This window comes from Actinoplanes sp. KI2 (assembly GCF_025630775.1).
In the GTDB taxonomy this organism is placed as follows: Bacteria; Actinomycetota; Actinomycetes; order Mycobacteriales; family Micromonosporaceae; genus Actinoplanes.
The window spans coordinates 22,385-47,415 of sequence record NZ_JAOSZE010000036.1 but is presented as its reverse complement, the minus strand read 5'-3'; the positions used below and the strand labels follow the sequence as shown (position 1 = coordinate 47,415).

Sequence of the window (25,031 nt, the reverse complement as noted above, 5' to 3'; positions counted from 1 at the left end):
GGCCACGCCTGGACGACTTGAACTGTGACGCTAGGCATTGATGAGAGTCTTTCGAAATAGGGAAAACCCTTGCTCCCGCCCAGAGAACGTTTTCCGGGCATACGACTTAGGTCGTACGAGCGACGTAACACCGTGGTCGGATGTGCTCGCCGCGGGGCCCGAGCAGGATGTCCGTCATGAGTCAGCGTGCTTTCCGCTTCGGTGTCGTCGCCGGTAGGGCGCCTTCGGGCGCGGAGTGGGCCGCCACCGCGCGGCGGGCCGAGGAGCTGGGTTACGACATCCTGCTGATCCCCGACACGGTGCACACCTACGCGCCGTTCGCGGGGCTGGCCGCGGCCGCCGCGGTGACCCGCGACCTCCGCCTCGGTACGTACGTGCTGAGCGCGCCGAACCGCCCGCCCGGTCTGGTCGCGTGGGAGGCCGAGACCCTTCAGCAGCTCAGCGACGGCCGCTTCGAACTGGGCCTCGGCGGCGGCCGGCCGGGCGCCGAGCGCGACGCCGAGGCGCTGGGCGGCGACTTCGGCACCCCGGCCCAGCGGCTGGCGCGGGTGGCCGAGACGATCGCCGCGGTCCGCAAGCTCACCCCGGCGCCGCCCGTGCTGGTCGCCGCCAGTCGCCCGCGGATGCTGCGGCTCGCCGCCGAGCAGGCCGACATCGTGGCCCTCGGGCTCCCGCCGCAGTCCACCGAGGCCGAGCTGGCCGCTGCGGTGTCGCAACTGCGGTCCGCCGCGGGCGATCGCTTCGACGGGCTCGAGGTGCATCTGAACACGGCCGCCGTGGTGTCCACCCCGGACGATCTGCCGCCCTGGTTGTCCCGGATGGTCGGCGGTGACCCGCGGGCGATGGCGGCGGCCGGCGGCATCGCCTTCCTGATCGGCTCGCCGGCGGAGATCGCCGAGCGGCTCCGCCGGCGCCGGGCCGAGCTCGGCATCTCCTACATCGGGGTGAGCGGCCTGTTCATGGAGCAGTTCGCCCCGGTGCTCGCGCTGCTCAGATCAGCATGACCGGTGGCAGTTCACCAGGGCGCTGAGCGCGTCGTGCAGCGCCGCCGCGGCGGCCGGCGTCAGCGAGGCGACCGTGTTGTGCAGCTGATCGGGGTCGTGCCCGTGGTCGTAGTATTCCTTGCTGCCGTCCGAGTATTCGACGTACGTGTACTGCGTGGTCCGGATTGCCGCGTAGGTCGGCGGGTTGCCGCTGTTCTTCGCCGGGTGGTCCGGGTCGGCCGGGTCGTTGTCCGGCCCGTGGTGCTCGACCAGCGCGGCGGTTCGCCAGCCGGCCGGCGCCTGCCCGCGTAGCAGCGGCACGAGGCTGCGGCCGTCGGTGGGCGGCGTCGCCGCCCCGGCCAGCTCGCCGACGGTGGGACGCAGGTCGATGTTCTCGGCCGGCGCGGTCACCGTCGCGCCGGCCCGCACGCCCGGACCGGCCACGACCAGCGGCACCCGGACGTCGGTGTCGTAGGCGGTCATCTTGCCGGGGTTCAGCCGGTGCTCACCCATGTGGTAACCGTTGTCCGAGGTGAAGACGATCATTGTGCGGTTCGCGACGCCGGCCGCCTCGACCGTCCTGCGCACCGAGCCGATCATCCGGTCCACCGCCTGCACGGCCTGCGCCCGCTTGCGGAAGTCCACATCGATCTGCTGCTTCTCGGCGGCGGTCAGCGGCGCACGGGCGGCCAGCCACGGCGGCGCGGCGGACGGCAGGGTGTCGTAACCGGCGGTACGCGGCGCGCGCCGCCCGGGAAAGGCGTTCCGGTCCTGGTCGTCGGGGGTGTACGGGGCGTGTGGCGCGAAGGTGGCCACCTCGACCAGGAACGGCTTGCCGGCCTTGGCCGACGCGGTGATGAAGCCGGTCGCCTTCGCGCTGAGCACGTCGGTCAGGTACTGGTGGCCGTAGTGCACGACCTTGCCGTTCTCCAGCAGGTTGTAGTCGTACTCCGGGTATCCGTTGCCGGCGACGTCCCACTCGTCCCAGCCCGGCGGCACGAACCCGTCCTTCGGCAGGTACCCGTTGAGATATTTGCCCAGCATCGCGGTGCGGTACCCGGCCGCGTGCAGGTCGGTGGCGAACGTGGAGCTCTCCTCGCCGCGCCGGTGGAATGTGGCGAACCCGCCGTCCGAACCGCCGTTGGTGAAGATGCCCGTGTCGTGCGGGAGTTCGCCGGTGAACAGCGACGAGCGGGACGGGCAGCAGAGCGAGTCGGTGACGGTGTAGTTCGCGAACGTGGTGCCCTCGCGGGCGAGCGCCTGCACCTGCGGCAGGTAGGGCAGCAGGTTCATGGACAGGTCGTCGGTGAGCACCAGCACGACGTTCGGCCGGTCGGCGGCCGACGGCCGGTCCACGGTGGAGCGAGCGCCGGTCGAGCCGCACGCGCCGACCATCGCGAGCGACAGGAGTGCGGTCAGGGTTCGACGGATCATGTGCCGGACGCTAGGGCGCGCGTATCCGACCGAGCGTTCGGGCGACGTAAGAGTTGGGTCAGCCTACACATCGTGAGCACCCGCCACGCCCGTCGAGCTCCTATGTGGAGGCGGGTAACGGAGGCTTCGTGGCGATTTGAGTGCAGGGTTTTCCCTACATCTCGTAGGAGCTATTGATCACGTGGGCGAGATCGACCAGCATGCGCGCGTGCGCGAGGTGAACAGCCCAAAGCGCAGCGTAGCCAAGGAGAAGCAATGCAGCTTCGTCTCGTCGCCGTGGCCGCCACGGCATTGACCCTGGTCATCTCGCCGGTCGCCGCGGCCGCCGCCGGAACCGACGGATCCGCCCGGCCGATGCAGTACCGCCACCTCAAACAGCTGGCCGCCGAACGGGCGGCACACGCCAAGACGTTCAAGGCCCAGGCGGCCGACAGCGACGAGGGCGGCGAGGACCCGGAGGAGATAGCCGAACAGGCCGAGCAGTGGGCCGAGGCGCGGTCGGCGCCCGGCATCGTCGCGCCGGGCGCATACTCCGCGGCCTGGCAGCAACAGCAGAGCCTGCCACACACCGGCGGCAGCTGGACCCACGTCACCAACCGGCCGTACAACTCGGACGACCCGCGCTACCGCGACATCGAGAGCAACTCCTCCGGCGGCGCCGGTCTGGTCACCGGTCGCGTCACCGGCCTCGCCGCCGACAACTACGGCGACGTGTACGCCGGCGCGGCCAACGGTGGCGTCTGGCGCTCGACCAGCGGCGGCGGCCACTGGACGCCGATCTCCGAGAAGCTGCCCACGCCGTCCACCGGCGACCTGCGGCTCGACTCGCGGGGCCGGCTCTGGCTGGCGACCGGCGAGGCCAACACCGGCGCCACGTCGTTCGTCGGCACCGGCGTCTACGTGCTCGGCAACCCCCGCAGCGGATCCTTCACCCCGGCCGACCGGGTCGGCGGGACCGAGCTGGAGAGCACGATCATCCGCAAGCTCCGGTTCATCGGCACCACCGTGTGGGCCGCGACCAGCAGCGGCGCCTGGACCCACTCGCTGACCAACCTGCAAGGGCCGTGGACCCGGGTGTTCGCGCCGAACCCCGCCTACCTGGCCGGCGGGGCGAGCGCCGCCGACCCGAGCGCGCCGTACAAGAACATCGTCAACGACTTCGCGGTCGACCCGAAGAACCCGGGCAACGTGATCATCGCGGCCGGGTGGCGCAGCGGCGACACGTACAACGGCTTCTACACGCGTACGGCCACCGGCAGCTGGCAGCAAACGACGCTGGCCGGGCTTCCCTCGACGTCGGGAGACGTCGGACTGGTCACCTTCGCGGCGGCGGCCGACGGCTCCCGCTACTACGCGATCGAGCAGTCGCCGACCCAGCTCGCCACCAACCCGGACAGCGCGCTCGGCGGCTTCTTCGTCTCGAAGAGCGGCTCGCCGTTCGGGCCGTGGACGCTCGCGGCCGACTACCACAAGCTGGCCGCCTCCGGCTCGGCGCTGACCGATCCGGGCTACATGCCGGGCATCCAGGCCTGGTACAACCAGTTCCTGCAGGTCGACCCGACCGACGGTACGCACGTGTGGGCCGGTCTCGAGGAGGTCTTCGAGTCGACCGACAGCGGCGACACCTGGACCACGCCCGGACCGTACTGGAACTTCGGGTTCCCCTGCTGGAGCATCGACCCGTCCAAGCAGACCGGTGACTGTCACCAGACCGTGCACGCCGACCAGCACTCGATCGCGGTCGGCAGCCGCCACGGCAAGTCGTACGTGGTGGTCGGCGACGACGGCGGCATGTACCGCCGGCCGGTCCGCGGCAACCTCGACCAGTACGGGCACGCCCTCGACTGGTCCTCGCTCAACGACGGCAGCATGGACGTGCTGCAGTACTACTCGGTCGATGCCGGCCGGGACCGCGGCGGGCTGGCCATCTCCGGCGGCCTGCAGGACAACGGCCAGTCGGTGCTGCGGCCGGGCGACCGGGTCATGGGCTCCAACTTCGGCGGCGACGGCGGCGACACGATCGTCGACCCGGCGAACGGCTGCAACATCGCCGAGGAGTACGTGTACCTGGACGTCTGGGTGACCAACAACTGCGCGGTCAACGACGGCGCGTGGACCACCGACCCGGCCAAGGCCACCAGCTACGAGGTCGCGCCCGAGGACTCCGACAACGGGCTCGCCCGGTTCATCGCGCCGATCACCCAGGACCCGCGCGACAGCAAGACCTGGATCGCCGGCGGCCGGCACGTCTGGCTCAACACGGTCGGCTACGCGATCCGCAGCGGCGAGCAGTGGACCAGCCTCTACGATCTCGGCGCCGGGCACGTCGCGACGGCCGTGACCACCGCGGGCGGCATGGTCTACGCCGCGTGGTGCGGGCCGTGCAACAACCAGGGGTACGCGCGCGGCATCGCGGTCGGCCGCACCGACGGGACCGGCTGGCACCAGCTGAACCTGCCGGTCGACGGCACGGTGCCGAACCGCTACATCAGCGGCATGGACGTCGACCGGAAGAACCCGCAGCACGTGATCATCGCGGTCAACGGGTTCTCCCGGAAGTGGACCGAGGGCCCCGGCGCGGGCGTCGGCCACGTCTTCGAGTCCTGGAACGCGGGCAACAGCTGGACCGACATCTCGGCGAACCTGCCGGACGTGCCGGCCAACTCGGTGCGGATGGTGCCCGGCGGCGGGCTGGTGCTCGGCACCGACACCGGCGTCTTCTACCGGGCGCCGCGCTGCTCCGGCTGGTCGATTCTCGGCCATGGCCTGCCGACCACGGTCACCCTCCAGGTCAAGGTCGGACCGGACGGCAAGGTGTACGTGGCCACGCACGGGCGCGGCCAGTGGTCCTTCCGACTGTGAGGTAGCCGCCGGGCCGGTGGCCGGGACGCTGAACGTCCCGGCCACCCGGCCCGGCTCAGTCACCGCGCGCCGGCGTCTCGGGCGTCCCGGTCGCCGGCCCGGTCGACGGCGGGGTCAGACCTGGCGGTTGCGGCCGGCCGCCACGCCGGCGATGCCCTGGGGGATCATCAGGGCGATCATCAGGGCCAGCGGGGCCCGCCAGCCGTCGGTGTGGTCGTGCAGGACGCCGACCAGGATCGGGCCCGGGATGGCGATCAGATAGCCGACACCCTGGGCGAACGCCGACAGCCGCACCACCGTCGCGGGCGTGCTGCCGCGCAGGCCGATCATGGTCAGGACCAGCGGGAACGCCGTGTTGACGACGCCCAGCAGGATGGCCCACAGCCACGGCGCGGCGGCCGGATCCCACCACAGGCCCAGGTAGCCCGCCACGCCGAAGACGGCGAGCACGGCCGCGATCATGCTCTGGCTTCGCAGCCGGCCGGCGACCGCGGAGAGCGCGAAGCCGAGCGGCACCCCGAGCAGCGAGGTGGAGGCGAACAGCAGGCCGGCCTCGTCGGCGGAGAGGCCCGCGTCCCGGTAGATCTGCGGGAGCCAGCCGATGATCACGTACGCCGAGGTGGATTGCAGCCCGAAGTACACGGCCAGCGCCCACGCCACCGGGTGCCGGCTCACCCGGACCAGGGTGTGGCGGGCCGGCTGGGCGGCGGCGTCGTGGTGTTCGCGGGCCAGCGGGATCCAGGCCGGCAGCGCGATCACCGCGAGCACCGCCCAGCAGGCCAGGCCGAGCCGCCAGTCGCCGCCGAACGCGTTGGTCAGCGGGACGGTGGCGGCCGCCGCCAGGGTCGCGCCGAGGTTCAGCGCCACCGTGTAAAGGCCGGTCATCGTGCCGACCTGGGTGGGGAACTCCTGCTTGACGACCATCGGCAGCAGCACGTTGACCACCGCGATGCCGGCCAAGGACACCACGGTGAGCAGCAGGAACAACACCGTGTTGCCGGCGTACGCGCGCAGCGCCAGGCCGCCCGCGAGCACGGCCAGGCCGACGATGATGACCCGGGCGGGGCCGAAGCGGCGGGCCAGCCTGGGTGCGGCCAGCCCGAGCAGGGCGAAGCAGAACGCCGGGATCGAGGTGAGCAGGCCGGCGACCGTGGAGCTCATCCCGAGCCCGGAGCGGATCTCGCTGAGCACCGGGCCGATGCTGGTCACCGCGAGGCGGAGATTGACCGCGGCGAGAAGCAGCGCGGCCACGGCGACAGCCGCCGCCCTGGTTCGGGACGGGCGGGTCTTGGTCAGCTCCTCTTCGGCAGTCACCACTTACACATCATCGGCGTTACCGGACCGAAACGTGCGGCGGAGTGCCCGCCTTCACAGTCCGGCCGGCGCTGCCTGGACGCTCGCTTCCTGCTCGCGTTCCACCTGCTGGTTCCACTCGCGCTTCGAGGACTGCCAGCCGTCCTCGTTCATCCCGAGCCGCCAGTAGCCGGAGATCGAGAGCTGGTCGAGCGGGATCGAGCAGTCCTTGCGGAGGAAGCCGCGCAGGTCCTTCACGAGGCCCGCCTCGCCGTGCACGAAGGCGTGCACCTTGCCGGGCGGGAACTGGCTCGCTCGTACGGTCTCGGCCAGCAGCTCACCCACCCGGCGGTCGCCCCGATGCAGCCAGACGATCTCGGCGTCCGCGGGGGCCTCCAGCTTCTGCTCCTCGTCGGGGCCGGCGACCTCCAGGTACGCGCGCACGACCGCGCCCGCGGGCATCTCCGCCAGCGCCGCGCCGATCGCCGGCAGCGCGCTCTCGTCGCCGGCCAGCAGGTGCCACGCGGCGTCGGGGCTCGGCCGGTACGCGCCGCCGGGACCCATGAACAGGATCTGGTCGCCGGGCTGGGCGGTGGCCGCCCACGGGCCCGCGATGCCCTCATCGCCGTGCACCACGAAGTCGAGCCACATCTCGGGGATCTCCGGCAGCCACTTGCGCACCGTGTACGTGCGCGTGACCGGCCAGGTCTCCGGAGGCATGGTCTCGCGGATCACGCCGAGGTCGAACGGCTCGGGGTAGACCACGCCCGGCCTCGGGAACTGCACCTTGATGTAGTGGTCGGTGAACTCGCCCGCGGTGATCGCGCGGAGTCCCTCGCCGCCGACGACCACGCGCACCATGTGTGGGGTGAGTTGCTCGACTCGGGTGACGGTCGCCCGGTGGGCCGGCCGCGCCGGTCTGTTCGGCATGCTGATCCTCTTCCGCTTCGACAATCCGCTTCGCCGCGGGTAAGGCTACCCTCACTCATCCAGTTCATTCATGGCGCATGCGAAGGGCCAGCCCGCTGGCAAGCGGACCGGCCCTCGTGTGCCTACTGCGTGTTACTCCCAGGGGGTGCCCGGGCGGCGTCGGCGGGTGAACGCCATCACCACGAGGCCGGCCAGCATCAGCACCACCGCGCCGCCGAGGAAGGCGACCGTGTTGTTGCCGGTCAGCGCCAGCACTCCGCTGCTCTTCTCGTTGGTGGTCTGCGCGGCCACCTGGTCCTTGGTCGGCGGCTTTTCGCCGGAGTTCACCACGCCGTCGTCGTTGGTGTAGGTGTAGTCGCCCGCGGCGGCGGCCTCCGTGCTCTTGCTTGCCTTCGGCTTAGCGGCCGGGGTGTCGTCACTCTGAGTGTTGTCGGTCGCGTCGTCGCTCGAGGACGAGTCGGTCGTGGTCGAGTCGCTGTCCTCGGTGTTCGTCGAGGCCGGCTTCTCGGTCTCCTTCGGCGCGGTGGTCTTCGGCGCGGTCTCGGCCTTCTTGGTGGTGGTCGTGGCCGGCTTCTGGGTGGTCGGGGTCGCCTTCGGCGTGATGACGTCCTTCACCGTCGGCTGGGTGGGCTTGGTCGTCGCGGGGTTGGCGGGTGCGGTCGTCGCCGCAGTGGTCGGGGCGGTGGTGGGCGGCGTGGTCGCCCCGCCGCCGTTGTTGTTGCCACCGCCGGTGTTGCCACCGCCGGTGTTGCCGCCACCGGTGTTGCCGCCGCCACCGTTGTTGCCGCCACCGGTGTTGCCGCCGCCACCGTTGTTGCCGCCACCGGTGTTGCCGCCGCCACCGTTGTTGCCGCCGGCCGCCCGCACCTGGATCCGCACGGCGTCGATGGCCGGGGTCTGGTTGGCGCGCTGCATCATCGGCACCCGGTGCGAGCCGTCACCGGCCCACGAGGCGCACTGCGCGGTGCCGATGGTCGGCATGCCCGGCACCTGGATGGTCACGACGTCGGGCGTCTTGCCACCCTTCTGGTCCTCGGTCGCCACGAAGAAGGCCGGGACCGGAGCGGGGTCGGGCGCCTCCTTGGTGCTGGTCAGCATGCGGCACGCGGTGTGGAAGTGGCCGCGCTCGATGCCGTCCTGCAGCACCGAGCTCTCCACGTAGTACCCGCCCTTGCCGGCCGCGAGGAAGCGGTCGCGGATCAGGTTGCGGGTGCTGACCTTGAGGGTGAACGGCGTGTTGACCGTGACCTGCCGGGGCGCCGAGGTGATCAGCAGCGTGGTGTTGTTGTTCTCGGAGGCGACCTCGCCGAACTCGGTCGCGACGCAGCGGTTGCCGTTCTGGAAGCCGTCGTGGAGCGGAAGCTTGCTGTCCACGCAGGTGTCGGTGAGGATCACCTGCCCGTTGACCACCTTGCCGGCACCGCTGCCCGCGGGCGTGTCGTTGGTGGCGGCGTTGGAGATCGTGGTGAATGCGACGACCGCGCCCAGGGCGGCGATGACCGCACCGACCGCGAGAAGCCGCCGGTTGCCGCCGGATGGTGCGGCCGCACGGCGGTAAGCCGACCTACGCATGCGCGATACCTGCCTTCGAAGAATTCGTTCCGGCCCCACAACCGGCCCCCGAACGGTAAGAGTCGCGCCGCGAAATAGCAATTGAGACTGCGAAATTGATGAATTCTTGGCCCAAACTTAAAGAAAAGATATGCCGGTAGGCCCGAACCCCGAGCATCCTCCGAACGGACGATGTCTGGAGTTCAACAAGATCACGGAAAATTTCGCTGACCAGCAGACATGCATGCCTGCCTATCTACAGCCTGTCGCGGGGTCGGGCACGCATCGTCGCCGCACCAACGGTAAACCATGATCGGGCGCAGGAAGCTATGAAACACCTGGGAATGCTATTTACGCGCCATTTCCCGGCCAGTGGCCGCGCGATTCGTAAACGGCGCGCAGCGCGGGCAGGTCGTCGGTCATGATGCCGTCCACGCCCAGCTCCAGCAGGCGCTCCATCTCGGCCGGGTCGTCGACCGTCCACACGTGCACCTGGAGGCCGAGCCGGTGGCAGTGCGCGACGAACCGGCGGTCGACCACGGTGAGCCCGGCGTGTCGCACCGGGACCTGGGCGGCCACCGCCGTCGGCGGCAGCCGTAGCGGCAGCCGGGCCAGCGAGGACAGGCGCAGCAGCGTCACCGAGCGCATGCCGAGCGAGGTGGCGACGGCGGGGCCGGCCAGCGTCCGCAGCCGGGCCAGCCGCGCGTCGCTGAACGAGGCGAGCAGCACCCGGTCGGCCGCGCCGGCCCGCCGGATCGCCTCGACCGCCGGGGCCGCGCCGTTGTCCGCCTTGACGTCGATGTTGAACCGGATCTCGGGCCACGCGTCGAGGGTCTCGTCGAGCCGGGGAATCGCCGCGGCGCCGTTGATCCGGAGGGTGGCGAGGTCGGCCCAGCGCAGGTCGGCGACCCGGCCGGCCTGCCCGGTCAGCCGCGTCAGGGTGTCGTCGTGGAAGACCACCGGCACGCCGTCGGAGGTGGCGTGCACATCCGTCTCCACGTAGCGGAAACCCAGCTTGACCGCCCGCTCGAAGGCCTCGGCGGTGTTCTCGTCGCCGGTGGCGGCGCCGCCGCGGTGGGCGAAGGCCAGCGGCTTGGGCGCGTCGAGATAGGGAAACACGCGGGGATCGTACGGCGAGAACACGACCGCTGCGACGATGCTGGATCGTCGCCGAAGTCCAATTTGGGGTAAATAACCCGGACTCGCCAACGCGGCTCTGTGCGCTGTCCTACGTTGAGGCACGTCCAAGTAGGGCGAATTATCCCGAATGGAGCGCAGAACCGTGTTCTTCTCACGTTCATCGCGTCTGGCGCGCGGTGGCCTGGTTGCCGCCTTCGCCTTCTCGATAACCATGGGCGCGACGCCCACCCGAGCTTCCGCCGACGGCGGCGAGAATCTGATCGACTTCCCGACGTTCGCCGGGGCCTCGACGATGCTCGACCGCAACGGATCCGCCGACATCATCACCGCACCCGACGGCCAGCGCATCCTGCGGCTGACCCCGGGCGGGTTCCGCCAGGCCGGCTCGGCCTGGGCCAAGCCCAAGCTCGACCTGACCCGGTCGTTCGAGTCGCGGTTCAAGGTCTACCTGCACCACGGTGAGCCCACCGCCGACGGCATCGCGTTCCTCGTGCAGAGCGACGGCCCGCGGGCCCTCGGCGGCTGGGGCGGCGGCCTCGGCTTCCGCGGCATCCGCAACAGCGTCGCGGTCGAGTTCGACACGTTCCGCAACGCCACCGACCCGAGCAACAACCACGTGGCCGTCGTGCTGCGTGGCAACCCGGACTTCCACGCGGCCATCGGCGAGCCGTCGATCCCGCTCTTCGGTCAACCGTTCTGGGCTCGGGTGAACTACGACGCGGCCAACCACGACGTGCGGATCTACGTGCGGTCGCTGCAGGCCGGCGCCGAGGAGGAACTGGCCCTGGAGGCCACGGTCGATCTGGCCGCCGAGGTCGGCGCGAGCTCGGCCTGGGTCGGCTTCACCGCCGCGACCGGCGGCGCCTTCACGAAGCAGGACATCTACTCCTGGATGGTCGAGGCGCCCGGCGCCTGATCGCCCGTTCGCGGCCGGCGCCGTACTCGTGGCGGCCGGCCGCATCCGCCCGCAGCACAACCGATCCTTGGAGAACATTCATATGTCCACGGTCCCCTACGTTCGCCGATCCGCCGGAACGGAGACCCGGCCGGCCGGCCCGGAGACCGCACTGCCACCAGGGGCTGCCCCGTCGGGGCAGCCCCTGGTGAGCGTCATCGTCCCCGCCCTCAACGAGGCGCGGAACCTCCCGTACGTGCTGGCCCGGCTCCCGGCGGTCGACGAGGTGATCCTGGTCGACGGCGGGTCCACCGACGACACGGTCGGCGTCGCTCGCCGCCTGATGCCCGGCATCCGCGTCGTCACCCAGAATCGCCGGGGCAAGGGCAACGCGCTGGCCTGTGGCTTCGCGGCCGCGACCGGCGACATCCTGGTGATGATCGACGCCGACGGGTCGACCGACCCGAAGGAGATCCCCAGCTTCATCTCGGCGCTGCGGGGTGGCGCCGACTTCGCCAAAGGCTCCCGGTTCCGCGGGTCCGGCGGCAGCGCGGACATCACCCGCCTGCGCCGGGCCGGCAACAAGTGCCTCAGCGTGCTGGTCAACACACTGTTCCGCACCCGGTACAGCGACCTCTGCTACGGCTACAACGCCTTCTGGGCCCGGCACCTCGACGTGTTCGGGCTGGACAGCACCACGCCGGCGCCGACCCGTGGCGACGGGCGGCTGTGGGGTGACGGCTTCGAGATCGAGACCCTGCTCAACCTGCGCGCGGCCCGGGCCGGGCTGCGGATCGTCGAGGTGGCGAGCTTCGAGCAGGCCCGCATCCACGGCGAGAGCAACCTGAACGCGATGACCGACGGGGTACGCGTGCTGCGGACCATCGCCCGGGAATGGCCGGGCCGCTACCGGGCGCGCCGGCGTGTGGCGGAGCACGCCCGGTGAGGGTCGGATTCGTCACCAGCGCCTATCACCCCGACGTCGGCGGGGTGGAGACCCACTGCCGTCGGCTGTGCGCGGCGCTGGCCGCGGCCGGCGACCAGGTCGAGGTGCTCACCCAGCACACCGTCGCGGCCGAGGAGACGATGGACGGGGTGCTGGTCCGGCGCTTCCCGCTCACCGTGCCGGCCGCCAACTACCGCTTCTCCGCCGCCCTCTGGCGCTGGCTGCGCACCCACGCCGGCCAGTACGACCTGCTGCACGCGCACAGCTATCACGCGCTCGCGGCGTTGGCGGCCGCGCTCAGCAACGACACCCCGCTGGTGTTCACGCCGCACTACCACGGCACGGGACACAGCCTGCTGCGTTCGGCACTGCACCCGATCTACCGGCCGTTGGGCCGGCGAATCGTCGCGCGCGCCGATCGGATCATCTGTGTCACCCACGCCGAGCGGGAGCTCGTCGTCCGGCATTTCCCGGCGGCCGCCGAGCGCACCGTGGTCATCCCAAACGGGACCGACCCGATCCGGGTCGTCGAGGCGACCGGGGAGGAGCCGGGCCGCAGCATCCTCTGCGTGGGCCGGCTCGAGCGGTACAAGCGGGTCGACCGGGTCATCCGGGCCATGGTCCACCTGCCCGCCGACCACCGGCTCGACGTGATCGGCGCCGGACCGGCCCGGGAGGAGCTGGAGCAGCTGGCCGGGCGGCTCGGCCTGGCCGGGCGGCGGGTGGTGTTCCACGGCCGGCTCTCCGACGACGCGTTCGCGGCCCGGATGGCGGCGGCCTCGGCGGCCGTCTCGGTGTCCACGCAGGAGGCGTTCGGGATGGCGGTGGCCGACGCGCTGACCGCGGGCATCCCGGCCGTCGCGTCGTTCATCCCGGCGCACCGCGAGCTGGCCGTGATGGCCGGCGACGGAGTTCCGCTGTGGCTGGTCAACCCGGACGACGAGGTGGCGCTGGCCGAGGCGCTCCGGGTGGCCGCCGAGACCCGGCGGGTCACCCACGGCAGCAACGCGTTGCCCACCTGGAGCGACGTCGTGCTGTCCACCCGGGAGGTGTATGCGAGCGTCGCGCCCCAGGCGCGACTCACCCAGCAGAGTGGAGCCGCCGACCGATGACCCTGACAACCCCGGTCGCACTGAGAAATATCGAAAAACCGAAACAATCCGTACCAGTCGTCCAGGTGGCCGTCACGCTGACGCTCGCCGGCGCGGCCGGCGCGACCGCCCTGGTCGCCGCCGACCGCGCCGCCGAGTGGCAGCGCCCGGGCGCCTTCGCCCTTTTCTGGCTGGGCATGCTGGTCTTCACCCTCCCGGCCGCCTATTGGGCTTGCCGTGCCGAGACCGGCCCGACGCTGCGCGTCGCCGTGCTGGTCGCGTACGGCTGCTTCACCTACCTGCCGAAGCTCCTGCGCAACCCCACCGGCCCGCTCTACCACGACGAGTTCGCGCACTGGCGGCAGAGCCACGAGATCCTCCTCGACGGCCGGCTCTTCGAGGCCAACCCGATCGTCCGGGTGATCGGCGACTTCCCCGGCCTGCACTCGGCGGTCGCCGCGATCTCGGCGCTGACCGACGTCTCGATCTGGCACGCCGGGCTGGTCGTGCTGATCGTCGCGCATCTGCTGGTCGTGCTGGGCGTGGCGGTGCTCGCCGAGCAGATCTGGCGGGACGGGCGCACGGCCGCGGTGGCGGCTCTCATCTACGGTCTGAACAGCTCGTTCCTGTACTTCGACACGCAGTTCGGGTACGAGTCGCTGGCCATCGCCCTGATGATCTGGACGCTCATCGCGATGCACCGGGCCATCCGCGGACCGGGACGGGCCGGCTGGTCGGCCGCCACCGTGCTGCTGGCCGGCGCGACCGTCGTCACCCACCACCTGACCGCGCTCGGCATGCTCGCCATCATGCTGGTCTTCGCGGCCGCGCTGACCTGCCGCCGCGGCTGCCGGGCGGCCGCGACGACCGCCTGGCTGCTCACCCTGGCGGCGGCAGCCCTGGTCGCCGCTTGGTTGTGGTGGGTGGCCCCCAAGACGGCCGGCTATCTCGACCCGTATCTCGGCAGTGCACTGACGCAGATGGCCGGGATGGTCAACGAAAACGGCGAGGGCTCGCGCTCGCTGTTCCACGGGTCGATCGCGCCCTGGTACGAGCAGAAGGCCGCGTTCGTCGCGCCGGCGCTCGCGGTCGTCGCGACCCTGGCGGCGGCCTGGCGGATGCGCTCGGCTCGCGGCGCCGACCCGGTCGACCGCGGCAGCGCCGTCGCCGCGCTGCTGATCGGCGGCTGCTACTTCCCGGCCACGCTGCTGATCTTCGCACCGTCCGGGGCCGAGGGCGCGCGCCGGACCTGGGCATTCACCTATCTGGGCCTCGCCCTGGTGGTGGCGCCGCTGGTGGTGGCCATGCTCGATCGGCGGGCCCGGCTGGCCGGCCCGGCGCTGGCCGCCGTGTTCACGGTGGCGCTGGTCGGCAACACGGCGGCCGGGATGAACCCGTCGTACCGGTTCCCCGGCCCGGCCGTGTACGGCTCGGACACCCGCTCGGTCACCCCCGAGGTGCTCGCCGCCGCGGACTGGCTGCGCGCCACCCAGGGCCGCAATCTGCGCATCGTCGCCGACCGCTACTCCGGGCTGGTCTTCGGCTCGCTGGGCGGCCAGTTCCCGGTCACCGGGTCGGGCGCCTTCCCCACCTACGACCTGTACCTGACCCAGCCCGGCCGGCCGCCGCGGCCGGCGCTCATCCGGCAGCTCAGCGACTGGAACTTCGGCTACCTGATCGTGGACCGGCGGATGGCCGAGCAGGTGCCGGAGATCGGCATCTACTTCCAGGTCGACGAGCCGATCCCGCACGAGGGCCGGCCGGCGTTCACGCTCGGCCAGCTGACCAAGTTCGACCACACGCCCGGGACCATCAAGATCTACGACAGTGAGGACATCGCGATCTATCGCTTCGACTTCACCTTCCTGGGTGGTCCGCAATGACCACGATCCGGGTGCTCGCCGCGGCGCTGCTCGCGATCGCCGTGCTCGCCCTCGGCCTGCCCGGGGTGCTGCCGCTCGCCGCGCTGGTCGCGCTGCTCGCCGTGGGCGAGTTGTGGCTGCGGGCGCTGCGGCTGGACCTCGAACCGGCGACCGGCCGGATCGGGCTGGGCGTGGTCTGCGGGCTGGTCAGCCTGCCGCTGATCGCGCTCGTGCTGCACGTGATCGGCGTGCTGATTCGGGCGCGTTCGCTCGCCGGCGGGCTGTTTTTGCTGGCCCTCGTGCTCGGCGGAGCGGTGCTGCGGCGGGAGCGCTCCGGCCGGCAGCTTCGGAAAGAGCGCTCCGAGCTTCGGTACGAGCGCTCCGGCCAAGCTGAAGCCGAGGCGGAGGCTGCCGACGAGGTCGACCGCGAGCTGCGGTGGGAGCGCGTCGGACCGGCCGAGGCCGACCGGCGGGTGCTGCGCACGGTCGCGGCGATCGTCGTTCCCGCGACGGTCGCGCTGGTCGTCGGGGGAACGGCGGTTCTCGCGTACGTCCGGCTGCCGCACCCACCGCAGCAGGGATACACCAGCGTGGCCCTCGGCGGCTGGGCCGCGGGCATCAACGGTCCGGTCGCGGTCCCCGCCGACGGCCTGAACGTGCCGATCCGGGTGAGCAGCTCCGGGACGTCGGCCGCCGTCGCGACGCTGTCGGTGATCGTCGACTCCTTCCGCGCCGCGCCGCCGCTCCCGGTATCGATCGCGGCGGACAGCACGAGCTCGGTCTACGTGCACGTGCCCGCGCTGCCGAACGGTTGCCTGCACCGCATCGAGATCAGCCTGGGCACCAAGAGCACGGTCTTCTACGGCCGTGGGCCGGCCCGGTGCTAGCCAGGGTCGGCCGCGACTCGCTGGCCCGCAACAGCGTCCTGATCATGGCGAGTACGGTCGGCGCCAGCGGGCTCGGCTATCTCTACTGGATGGTCGCGGCCCGCGAGCTGCCCCGCCCGGCGATCGGCACGGCGACCGCGCTGATCTCCGCGGCCACCGTGGTCAGCATGGTCGCCAACCTCGGCCTCGGCCACATGTTCATCCAGCGGCTGCCCGGGGCGCCGGCCCGCGTCTGGTCCCGGATCGTCAGCGCCGGCCTGCTGCTCGGCTGTGCGGCCACCGCGGCGGCGGCGCTGGCCGCGGCGCTGGTGCTGCCCCGGATGGCCGGCAACTTCGACTTCCTCGACGCGCCGGCCGGTGTGGTCGCGCTGGTCGCCACCGCGGTCGCGCAGACCGCTTCGATGTTGCTCGACTACGTCTTCGTCGCGCACCGGGCGAGCCAGGGCATGCTGTGGCGGAGCCTGACGCTGGCCGGCGGCAAGGTGCTGACGCTGGCCGGGCTGACCGCGACCGGCTTCGGCTCGGCGTGGACGGTGGTGCTGGCCTGGACGCTGCCGTCGATCGCGGTCACCGGGTACACGCTGCGCCGCAGCCTGCCCCGGCTGCGGCCGGGCTGCCGGCTGGCCGGGGCCGGGCTGGGGGCCGAGCTGCCGTACGTGCGCGGCTCGCTGACCGGGCACCACCTGATCAACCTGGCCCAGGCCGGCCCGAGCGCGCTGCTCCCGGTGCTGGTCACCGCGCGCCTCGGGGCCGACGCGAACGCCCATTTCTACATGGCCTGGATGACCGCCTCGGTGCTGTTCATGGTCTCGCCGGCGGTCGCCTCCGCGCTGTACGCCGAGCGCACCAACGAGGCCGGTCGCTCGGCGTCGCTGCCTCGGGCCGCGCTGGTGGTGCTGGCCGTGATCGGCGCCCCGGCGACCGGGCTGTTCCTGGCCGGCGGGTGGATCCTCACCCTGTTCAGCCCGGCCTACGCGGTCGCCGGCGCGGCCCTGTTGAAGATCCTCGTGCTGGCCGCGATCCCGGACGCGATCACCAACCTGGCGGTCGCGCACTGGCGGTCGGTCGGCGCGCTGCACCGCTGCCTGCGCCTGAACCTGCTGATGGCCGCCTGCTGCCTCTCCCTGACCTGGCTGTGGCTGCCCGCCTACGGCATCGAGGCCACCGGGTACGCCTGGCTGGTCGGGCAGGCACTGGGGGCGCTGACCGTGGCCGTCCACGCGATGTACCACAGCCGGTCCGCGGCCGGCCCGGCCTCGCCGCGGCCGGCGCCGCATCCCCGGCAGCCGACGGCCGCGCAGCCGCCGCACTCGATCGTCCGCGCCCGGCCCGCCATGCGGTTCCGCGCCCGGACCCGCCCCTCCCCGCACTCCCGCCCCCGTACGCGATCCTGGAGAGCACCGTGAGGATTCTGCAGTTGGCCAACCTCTACGCGCCCGTCATCGGCGGGCTGGAGCGCAGCATCGCCACCAGCAGCGAGGAGTTGGTACGCCGCGGGCACGAGGTCACCGTGCTGACGCTCGCCACACCGCAGGCGCCGCGGTCGGAGACCCGCAACGGGGTGCGCGTGCGCCGGGTCCGCAGCGTCGCCAACACCCTGCTGCCCCGGATGAACCAGAACCCGGCCAAGCCGTTCCACCCGACCGCGCCCGACCCGCTGACCACCGTGGACATCCGGGCCGAACTGCGGGCCGGCCGGTACGACGTGGTGCACAGCCACGACTGGCTGATGTACTCGTACCTGCCGCTGCGGCACGGCCGGGACGGTGTGCCGCACGTGCACACCGCCCACGACTACGGCCTGACCTGTGTGAAGAAGACCTTCTCCGCGGACGGGCGGCACTGCCCGACCGGGCCCCGGCTGAACCGCTGCCTGCCCTGCGCGAGCCGGCAGTACGGCCGGGCGCGCTCGCTGGCACTGACCACGGCGCTGCGCACACACCGGCACCGCGGGATCGACGCGCTCACCGTGATCTCGCCGGCGGTCGCCCGGGCGCTCGACACCGCGCGGCTGCCGGCCGGGCTTCCGGTCCGGGTGGTGTCCAGCCTGGTCCCGGACGGGCTGGACGCGCTGGCCCGGGACACGCCCCGGCCGGAGTGGCTGCCCGACCGGCCGTACCTGCTGTTCGTCGGGGCGCTCGGGCCGCACAAGGGGGTGGATGTGCTGTTCGATGCGTATCGCAGGCTGGTGGACGGCTGGCGGGGCAGCCAGCCGCCGCCGGATCTGGTCTGCGTGGGCACGCCGCGGCCGGACACCCCGCCGATCCCGCCGGGCGTGCACGTGCGGCACGACGTGCCGCATCCGGAGGTGATGGCCGCCTGGCACGGCGCGGTGGCCGGGGTGGTGCCGTCCATCATGGAGGCGATGGGGCAGGTGGCGGTCGAGGCGCTGCTGGCCCGTACGCCGCTGATCGTCTCGCGCACCGGCGGCCTGGCCGACATGATCACCGACGGCGAGAACGGGCTGCTGGTGCCGCCGGGCGACGTCCCGGCCCTGCACGCGGCCCTCGACCGCCTGCTCGCCGACCGGGCCCTCGCCGAGCGGCTGCGCACCCAGGGGTATCGGCGGGGGCTCGACTACACGGCGGCCCGGGTCGTTCCGCAGATCGAGGAGGTCTACCGTGACTGTCTCGCCTGACCGCAAGCGGGTTCTGGTGGTCGGCTCGGGATGGCGGTTCACCTCCGGGATCAGCTACTACACCTGCCGGCTCGCCAACGCGCTGAACAGCGATTATGCGGTCGGGGCGATCCTCATGCGGCAGTTGCTGCCGACCCGGCTCTACCCCGGGCGCGAGCGGGTCGGCCGGCCGGTCAACGACCTTCGCTACCACGACGGGGTCGAGGTGTTCGACGGGATCGACTGGTGGGGGCTGCCCAGCCTGACCCGGGCCGTGCGCTTCCTGCGCCGCTTCCGGCCGGACGTGCTGGTGTTGCAGTGGTGGACCGGCGCGGTGCTGCACTCGTACCTGATCCTCGTTCTCGCCGCGCGGATGGCCGGGGTGCGGGTGGTGATCGAGTTCCACGAGGTGCAGGACACCGGCGAGGCTCGGCTGCGCTGGGCCACGCGCTACGTGCGCGCCGGCATCAAACCACTGCTGGGTGCCGCCGCCGGCATCGTCGTTCACTCGCGCTTCGATCAGGAGGCGCTGCGGCGGGCGTACGCGTTGAGCACCGTTCCCCAGGTCGTCGCGCGCCACGGCCCGTACGACCATCACCAGGACGCGGACCGGCAGCCGGCCGTGCCGGGCGAGTCCCGCACGATCCTGTTCTTCGGGACGATCCGGCCGTACAAGGGGCTCGAGGATCTGGTCGAGGCGTTCGGCCGGCTGCCCGGGGACTGGCGGCTGACCGTGGTGGGGGAGACCTGGGAGGGTTGGACGCGGCCGGCCGAGCTGATCGCCGCCTCGCCGGCCCGGGAGCGGATCGAGTTCGTCAACCGGTACGTCACCGACGCCGAGGTGAACGAGTACTTCGCCGGCGCCGACCTGGTCGTGCTGCCCTATCGGCGCAGCTCGGCGAGCGGTCCGCTGCACATCGCGATGAGCCATGGCCTGCCGGTGGTGGTGACCGCGGTGGGCGGGCTGGTCGAGGCGGCCGGCGACTACCCGGGGGTGCGGTTCGCCCCGCCGGCCGACCCGTCCGCGCTGGCCGGCGCGATCCGGGACGCGGCGCCGCTGATCGGTTGCCGGCATGCCGACCCGTCCTCCTGGGAGCAGACCGTCCGGGCGTACGAGGATCTGCTCACCCAGATCGGCGTGCACTCGCCGGCGGTGCCCGCGCAGGCCGTGTGGCCCGGCGCCGCACCCGCGCGCGACGGTGCGGCGAAATAGCCGGAGAAACGCGACGCCGCCGCCCCCGGACTCGGAGGCGGCGGCGTCGTTCCCGCGGTGATCAGGCCTGGCGGATCACCACGTCGTCGAACCAGACGGTGCCGGTGTTGGCGCCGGACTTCAGGTGGACCTGCATGCTGGCCGTGCCGGCCGGGGCGACACCGTCGACCGTGAGCTTGGTCCAGTTGACCGTGCCGGTCGGGAGCGACGCCGAGTTGATGCCGCCGAGCCACTTGTCCTTGACGTCGAACCAGCTGACCGCGATCTGCGTGGTGCCGGTGGTGGCGTTGCCCTTGGCCCACACCTCGCCGTGCCACTTCTGGCCGGGCTGGACGGGCTGGATCGGGGCGACCCGGTAGGACGGCGTGCCGGCCGAGGTCTTGCCGGTGTTGGAGAGGCTGACCGACCACTTACCGGTGTGCGCCGCCGTCGTGGTCTTGGTGGCCATGCCGAGCTCCGGCATGAACGGGCGCCACGGGGTCTGCCCGGCCGCGTTCTCGAAGCCGTTGTCGGTCAGCGAGGCGGGCAGGGCCGTACCGGTGAACTCGGCCTTGACCACGGCCGCGGCCGGCTTCGCGACGCCGTTGGTGCGGTACATGCCGTAGCTGTACTGCGGCGGGCGCTTGGACACGATCGAGTTCGGGATGGCGCCGGAGGCGAAGTCGTTCAGCGTCCACGGGGAGACCGAGTTCACGCCGGCCGCCTTGGCCGCCTCGAAGACCCGGGCCAGGAACGCGGCCTGCTCGCCCTCGGTGTTCTCCAGCGTGTTCATGCCGGTCTCGCCGATCACGATCGGGGCCGGCGCGACCGCGGCCTGGGCCTGGCGGATCGTCGGCAGCGCCCGCTCGGCGTTGCCGTAGAAGTGGTAGTCGTAGTAGTCGAGCGGGATCGAGCCCAGCGCCGCCTTGATCCGCGCCAGCCCGGCCGGGCCGGACTCGCCGTCGTTCGAGAGGGTCAGCGGCATCGTCGGGAACGCGGTCCGCAGCGCCGGGATCATCTGCTTCGCCCAGGTGACGGCGGTGGTGTTGGTCGGGTCGATCTCGTTCTGCAGCTCGACCGAGATGATCCGCGGGTCGTCCTTGTACGGCTTGAGGAGCGAGGTGGCCCAGACCTTGCTGCCGGCCACGTCCGAGTAGCCGTCCCACCAGTCGAAGAGGGAGAGCTTCACGGTCATGCCGTGCGTGTTGGCCAGCTTGACGAAGGTGTCGAGCTTGGCGGTGTAGCTCGGGTTCGGCGTCGGGTAGCCGAAGGTCGTCGGGAAGACGATCGCCCGGACGCTGGTGGCGCCGAGCGCCTGCGCCTTCGCGAAATCGGCGTCGACCTTGGTGGCGTCGAAGCTGCTCCACATCTTCGACCAGCCGGCCGTGGACGGGTAGTAGTTGATCGCCTTGGCGGCCTTGACCGCGGCCAGTCGGCTCGACTTGGTCGGGACCGTCGCGGTCGCGGCCGTGGTCTTCTTGGCGGTGGTGGTCTTCCTCGCGGCCGCGGTCTTTGCCGTGCCGGCCTTCGTCGTGGCGAACGCGGGGGTGGTCGGGAGTGCTAGACCAACCATGATCGTCGAAGCGATGAGTGCGGCGCGGCGGCGGGAAAACTTCACCTGGCGTGGCCTTTCGTCGTTGAACAGGGCGGTCCGGCTCTCACTTATCGGCGCTCGACATTCGGGAATTCAACAATCCCGATTGCATCGGCGGTGCCCTTGGGTCGCACGACGGTTGCCGCCCCGCGCAGCGCGCGGGGCGGTCGATGAAAAATAGGCTCTGAGCTGGGGAAATGCCTCAGCTGTGCGGATAAGTTCGGGGCGTGAAGACCCGGGTGCTGCCGTCGCCGGCGACCACCGCGCGGGTCTGGGTCGAGCCGATCAGCAGCAGGCAGCGCATGTCGACGGCCGCCGGGTCCAGCCCCTCGAGGGTGGTGACCCGCATCGACTCGGTGGGCCCGCCGACATCCCGGCCGATGACCACCACCGTCCCCGGGTCGCGGTGTTCGAGCAGGAGCGCCCGGGCCCGGACCAACTGCTCGGTACGCGACTTCGACGCCGGGTTGTAGATCGCGATGACCAGGTCGGCCGCGGCGGCCGCGGCGAGCCGGCCCTCGATCACCGACCAGGGCTTGAGCCGGTCGGAGAGCGACAGCACGCAGAAGTCGTGGCCGAGCGGCGCGCCGGCCCGGGCGGCGACCGCCTGCGCCGCGGTGAGCCCCGGGACGATCCGCACCGGGACGTCCTTCCACGCCGGGTCCTCGGCCACCTCCAGCACGGCGGCGGCCATCGCGAAGACGCCCGGGTCGCCGGCCGAGATCACCGCGACCCGCCGGCCGCGCTTGGCCAGGTCCAGCGCGAACGCGGCCCGCTCGGCCTCCACCCGGTTGTCCGAGGGGTGCCGGCGCTGCCCGGCACGCGCCGCCACCCGGTCGAGGTACGGGCCGTAGCCGACCAGGTCGTCGGCCTCGGCGATCGCGGCGCGCGCCTCCGGGGTGAGCCAGCGCGGGTCGCCCGGGCCGAGCCCGACCACGGCGACGCCGCCGTCGGCGGGCCTGGGCTGCTCCCCGAACGCGGCGGCGGCCGGGCTCGGGAGCAGGGCGAGCGAGAAGTACGGAACCGTCTCCGGGTCGACCTCGGCCAGCGGGGCGGTGCGCTCCCCGGCGGTGGTGGCCCGCTCCACATACCAGGCGTCGCCGAGCCGGCCTGACCGCTCCAGCGCCTCGCGTACGTGCGGGAACGTGCGGCCCAGCTTCATGATCGCGGCGGACTCGGTGCCGGTCAGCCGCGCGGTCAGGTCGGCCGCGGGCAGGGTGCCGGGCAGGACGGTCAGCACCTCGTCGCGCTCCATCAGCGGCCGGCCGAGCGCGGCCGAGGCGGCGCTCACCGATGTGACGCCCGGGACGACGGTGGTCTCGTAGCGGTCGGCGAGGCGCTTGTGCATGTGCATGTACGACCCGTAGAAGAAAGGATCGCCCTCGGCCAGCACCACCACGTCCCGGCCGGCGTCGAGGTGCGCGGCGAGCCGGGCCGCCGACTCGGCGTAGAACTCGTCGATCGCCCCCTGGTATCCGCCCGGGTGGTCGGTCGTCTCGGTGGTGACCGGGTAGATCAGTGCCTCTTCGAGCTGGCCGGGCCGCAGGTAGGCCTCGGCGATCGCCCGCGCGTTGCTCCGCCCGTGCCGCGCCGCGTGATAGGCCACGACGTCGGCGTCCCCGATGAGCCGGGCGGCCTTGACCGTCACCAACTCGGGGTCGCCGGGGCCTACGCCAACACCGAAGAGTCTTCCCGCCACGCGTGTCACTCCGCTTCCGAGGCCAGGGCGTTGACCGCGGCGGCCGTGATGGCGCTGCCGCCCCGCCGCCCCCGCACGATCAGGTGTTCCAGGTCGGAGGCGGCGAGCGCCTCCTTGGACTCGGCCGCCCCGATGAAGCCGACCGGGATGCCGAGCACCGCGGCCGGCCGGGGAGCGCCCGCCGCGACCATCTCGAGCAGCCGGAACAGCGCGGTCGGCGCGTTCCCGATCGCCACGACGGCACCGTCCAGCCGGTCGAGCCACAGGTCGAGGGCGGCCGCGCTGCGCGTGGTCGACAGCTTCGCGGCCAGCGCGGGCACGGCCGGGTCGCGCAGCGTGCAGATCACCTCGTTGTCCGCCGGGAGCCGCTTGCGGGTGATCCCGGAGGCGACCATCTCGGCGTCGCAGAGGATCGGCGCGCCGTCCAGCAGCGCCTTGCGCGCCACCGTGGCGACCGCGGGGCTGAACCCGACGTCGCCCGCCAGGTCGACCATCCCGCACGCGTGGATCATCCGGACCACCACCCGCGAGAGGTCGCTCGGCAGGCCGGACAGGTCCGCCTCGGCCCGGATGGTGGCGAACGACCGCCGGTAGATCTCCGCGCCGTCCCGCTCGTACTCCATCAGGGTCTCCTCGCTGCTGAGATGGCATCGCCGAGATCGCCGGCGACGAGCTTGCCGTGCACGACGTAGCCGCCGGCGGTCGCCTCGACCCGGACGTGCGGCCCGGCGGGCGAGCCGCACCCGCGCCCGCAGCCGACCCAGTGCACCGGCAGGCCGTCGCCGCGCCGGGTGGCGGCGAGAGCGTCCGCACGCACGTCGGCGAGGGACTTGGCGCACCCGGGCCGCCCGGCGCACGCGGTCACGCCCGTCCAGCGCGACTCCGCCTCGACCGCGAGCCCGGCCGCCGCCAGCGCGGCGAGCCAACCGTCCGCCGCCTCCGGCGCCAGATCGGGAAGCACGACCCCACGCGCCGTCGTCAGCACCAGCCGGGGTGCTTCGACCAAGACCTTCGCCGGTACGCCGGTGAGCCGCCCCAGCGGAACGATCGCACCCACCGCGACCCGCCCGTCCGCCTGCTCGATCACCCCGACCGGCGACGGCGACGGTTCATCGGACATTTCGGATCTGCCGGGCCGGACCGGCACGCCCAGCGCCGTGCCGACCCGCGCGGCGATCCGGCGCGGGCCGTCGGTGATCTCCGCGAGACGCCAGGCCTTGCCCTCGCCGGCTTCGGCGTCGGCGCCGCCGGTGCCGCGCTCGGCGAGGAACGCGTGCGCGCCGGCCAGCAGGGCCTCGACGACCCGGCCGGCCTCGACCCGCAGGCCCTCGTCCCGGCCGGCGAACAGGATCGCGAACCCGTCGGGGGCCGGCGTCGCCGCCAGGTCGGCGGCGAGCGGGACCCGGCCGATCGCGAACAGGAAGCGACCCGGCAACGCCGCCAGGGCGGGGTCGGCGCACAGCGACTCGTCCAGGGAGCGGACCAGGGCTCGCTGTGGCTCGTCGGCCAGCGGCGGCGCGGCGATGTTGCGTACCACCTCGTGGGTTGAGGACGGCAGCAGGCCGGCGGCGTGCAGGCGGGCCGCAAGGGTCGCGGGGTTCGCCCTGGTCAGCGCTCTAAGCTGGAGGTTCGCCCGGGAGGTCAGCTCCAGGCCGCCGTCGCCCCACTCCGCCGCGATGGCGGACAGTTCGGCCAGTTGGGAGCCGGTGAGCAGGCCGCCGGGCAGGCGGACTCGGGCGAGCGGGCCGTCGGCCGCGGCGTGCAGGCGCAACGCGCCGGGGCACGCGTCGGTCGCGGACTGCCGAATGGGACGGGGCACGGCCCGGATATTACGGAGGCGGGGTGGCGACCGCGCAGCCTCGGGTCGGCAGCGTCACACCGCCGGCCCCGGCTCGGCGCCCGCTATCCTGTGCCGGAAGGTCGAAAGGCCATGTGCGGCGACGCCGCGGAGGAAGCCGGTGCGAGTCCGGCGCGGTCCCGCCACTGTCACCAGGGTTCGCCCGGGGAGCCAGGAACTCCGGTCGCCGTTTTCCGACACTATCCGGGGCGCGGACC

At 72.3% G+C, this 25,031-nt stretch carries 19 protein-coding genes and 1 riboswitch; of the genes, 10 read left to right on the top strand and 9 right to left on the bottom strand.

The genetic code is table 11. The annotated features are described in order from the left end of the window. Positions 1-176: 176 nt before the first annotated feature. Positions 177-1,004 carry an LLM class flavin-dependent oxidoreductase gene (locus ODJ79_RS33010; protein ID WP_263027552.1) on the top strand — a complete coding sequence of 276 codons (828 nt, stop codon included), beginning with the start codon at positions 177-179 and terminating at the stop codon, positions 1,002-1,004. Here the strand turns inward: ODJ79_RS33010 and ODJ79_RS33005 are convergent. Next, positions 996-2,417 carry a sulfatase gene (locus ODJ79_RS33005; RefSeq protein WP_263027551.1) on the bottom strand — a complete coding sequence of 474 codons (1,422 nt, stop codon included), beginning with the start codon at positions 2,415-2,417 and terminating at the stop codon, positions 996-998. The genes ODJ79_RS33010 and ODJ79_RS33005 overlap by 9 nt on opposite strands. Before the next feature lie 255 nt (positions 2,418-2,672). Between ODJ79_RS33005 and ODJ79_RS33000 the strand changes: the two genes are divergently transcribed. Then, positions 2,673-5,279 carry a glycosyl hydrolase gene (locus ODJ79_RS33000; protein WP_263027550.1) on the top strand — a complete coding sequence of 869 codons (2,607 nt, stop codon included), beginning with the start codon at positions 2,673-2,675 and terminating at the stop codon, positions 5,277-5,279. A gap of 114 nt (positions 5,280-5,393) precedes the next feature. On the opposite strand, the gene ODJ79_RS32995 is transcribed toward ODJ79_RS33000, so the two are convergent. From ODJ79_RS32995 to ODJ79_RS32980, 4 genes are all read right to left on the bottom strand, one after another. Then, on the bottom strand, positions 5,394-6,596 hold the full coding sequence (locus tag ODJ79_RS32995; protein ID WP_263027549.1) for a CynX/NimT family MFS transporter: 1,203 nt from the start codon (positions 6,594-6,596) through the stop codon (positions 5,394-5,396). Positions 6,597-6,647: 51 nt separating this feature from the next. Beyond that, positions 6,648-7,502, bottom strand: a complete 855-nt coding sequence (locus ODJ79_RS32990) for a siderophore-interacting protein (RefSeq protein ID WP_263027548.1) — start codon at positions 7,500-7,502, stop codon at positions 6,648-6,650. A 132-nt stretch (positions 7,503-7,634) separates the two neighbouring features. Further along, positions 7,635-9,074 carry a hypothetical protein gene (locus ODJ79_RS32985; protein ID WP_263027547.1) on the bottom strand — a complete coding sequence of 480 codons (1,440 nt, stop codon included), beginning with the start codon at positions 9,072-9,074 and terminating at the stop codon, positions 7,635-7,637. A 330-nt stretch (positions 9,075-9,404) separates the two neighbouring features. Then, on the bottom strand, positions 9,405-10,172 hold the full coding sequence (locus ODJ79_RS32980) for a glycerophosphodiester phosphodiesterase (protein WP_263027546.1): 768 nt from the start codon (positions 10,170-10,172) through the stop codon (positions 9,405-9,407). 163 nt (positions 10,173-10,335) lie between these two features. Here ODJ79_RS32980 and ODJ79_RS32975 point away from each other — a divergent pair, with 163 nt between their 5' ends. The 8 genes from ODJ79_RS32975 to ODJ79_RS32940 all read left to right on the top strand — a co-directional run bounded on the left by ODJ79_RS32975 (position 10,336) and on the right by ODJ79_RS32940 (position 19,704). Further along, positions 10,336-11,109, top strand: coding sequence for an L-type lectin-domain containing protein (locus ODJ79_RS32975; protein ID WP_263027545.1), 774 nt, complete (start codon positions 10,336-10,338; stop codon positions 11,107-11,109). 187 nt (positions 11,110-11,296) lie between these two features. Then, a complete protein-coding gene (locus ODJ79_RS32970) occupies positions 11,297-12,034 on the top strand; it encodes a glycosyltransferase family 2 protein (RefSeq protein WP_263027544.1) in 738 nt (245 codons plus the stop codon). After that, positions 12,031-13,146, top strand: coding sequence for a glycosyltransferase family 4 protein (locus ODJ79_RS32965; RefSeq protein WP_263027543.1), 1,116 nt, complete (start codon positions 12,031-12,033; stop codon positions 13,144-13,146). The genes ODJ79_RS32970 and ODJ79_RS32965 overlap by 4 nt, the downstream gene beginning before the upstream one ends. 65 nt (positions 13,147-13,211) lie before the next feature. Next, complete coding sequence (locus ODJ79_RS32960; RefSeq protein WP_263027542.1) at positions 13,212-15,008, top strand: hypothetical protein; 1,797 nt, start codon at positions 13,212-13,214, stop codon at positions 15,006-15,008. Then, positions 15,005-15,874, top strand: coding sequence for a hypothetical protein (locus ODJ79_RS32955; protein WP_263027541.1), 870 nt, complete (start codon positions 15,005-15,007; stop codon positions 15,872-15,874). The genes ODJ79_RS32960 and ODJ79_RS32955 overlap by 4 nt, the downstream gene beginning before the upstream one ends. Continuing rightward, on the top strand, positions 15,868-17,280 hold the full coding sequence (locus tag ODJ79_RS32950; protein ID WP_263027540.1) for a lipopolysaccharide biosynthesis protein: 1,413 nt from the start codon (positions 15,868-15,870) through the stop codon (positions 17,278-17,280). The genes ODJ79_RS32955 and ODJ79_RS32950 overlap by 7 nt, the downstream gene beginning before the upstream one ends. Then, positions 17,277-18,512, top strand: a complete 1,236-nt coding sequence (locus ODJ79_RS32945) for a glycosyltransferase family 4 protein (protein WP_263027539.1) — start codon at positions 17,277-17,279, stop codon at positions 18,510-18,512. Before ODJ79_RS32950 ends, ODJ79_RS32945 begins: the two co-directional genes overlap by 4 nt. Continuing rightward, positions 18,496-19,704, top strand: a complete 1,209-nt coding sequence (locus tag ODJ79_RS32940; RefSeq protein ID WP_263027538.1) for a glycosyltransferase — start codon at positions 18,496-18,498, stop codon at positions 19,702-19,704. Before ODJ79_RS32945 ends, ODJ79_RS32940 begins: the two co-directional genes overlap by 17 nt. Before the next feature lie 61 nt (positions 19,705-19,765). Here ODJ79_RS32940 and ODJ79_RS32935 read toward each other — a convergent pair whose 3' ends face one another. The 4 genes from ODJ79_RS32935 to ODJ79_RS32920 all read right to left on the bottom strand — a co-directional run bounded on the left by ODJ79_RS32935 (position 19,766) and on the right by ODJ79_RS32920 (position 24,795). After that, complete coding sequence (locus tag ODJ79_RS32935; protein ID WP_263027537.1) at positions 19,766-21,256, bottom strand: cellulase family glycosylhydrolase; 1,491 nt, start codon at positions 21,254-21,256, stop codon at positions 19,766-19,768. Positions 21,257-21,479: 223 nt separating this feature from the next. Continuing rightward, entirely contained in the window at positions 21,480-22,976 is a 1,497-nt protein-coding gene (locus tag ODJ79_RS32930; RefSeq protein WP_263027536.1) for a precorrin-2 C(20)-methyltransferase, read from the bottom strand. Between the two features lie 5 nt (positions 22,977-22,981). Next, the gene (locus ODJ79_RS32925) at positions 22,982-23,602 is read right to left on the bottom strand and encodes a precorrin-8X methylmutase (RefSeq protein ID WP_411267395.1); all 621 of its coding nucleotides are present in this window, start codon (positions 23,600-23,602) and stop codon (positions 22,982-22,984) included. Then, positions 23,599-24,795: a precorrin-3B synthase gene (locus tag ODJ79_RS32920; RefSeq protein ID WP_263027534.1), complete on the bottom strand. Its 1,197-nt coding sequence runs from the start codon at positions 24,793-24,795 to the stop codon at positions 23,599-23,601. Before ODJ79_RS32920 ends, ODJ79_RS32925 begins: the two co-directional genes overlap by 4 nt. A gap of 102 nt (positions 24,796-24,897) precedes the next feature. Next, positions 24,898-25,017: riboswitch (cobalamin riboswitch) on the top strand. Positions 25,018-25,031 lie beyond the last annotated feature (14 nt).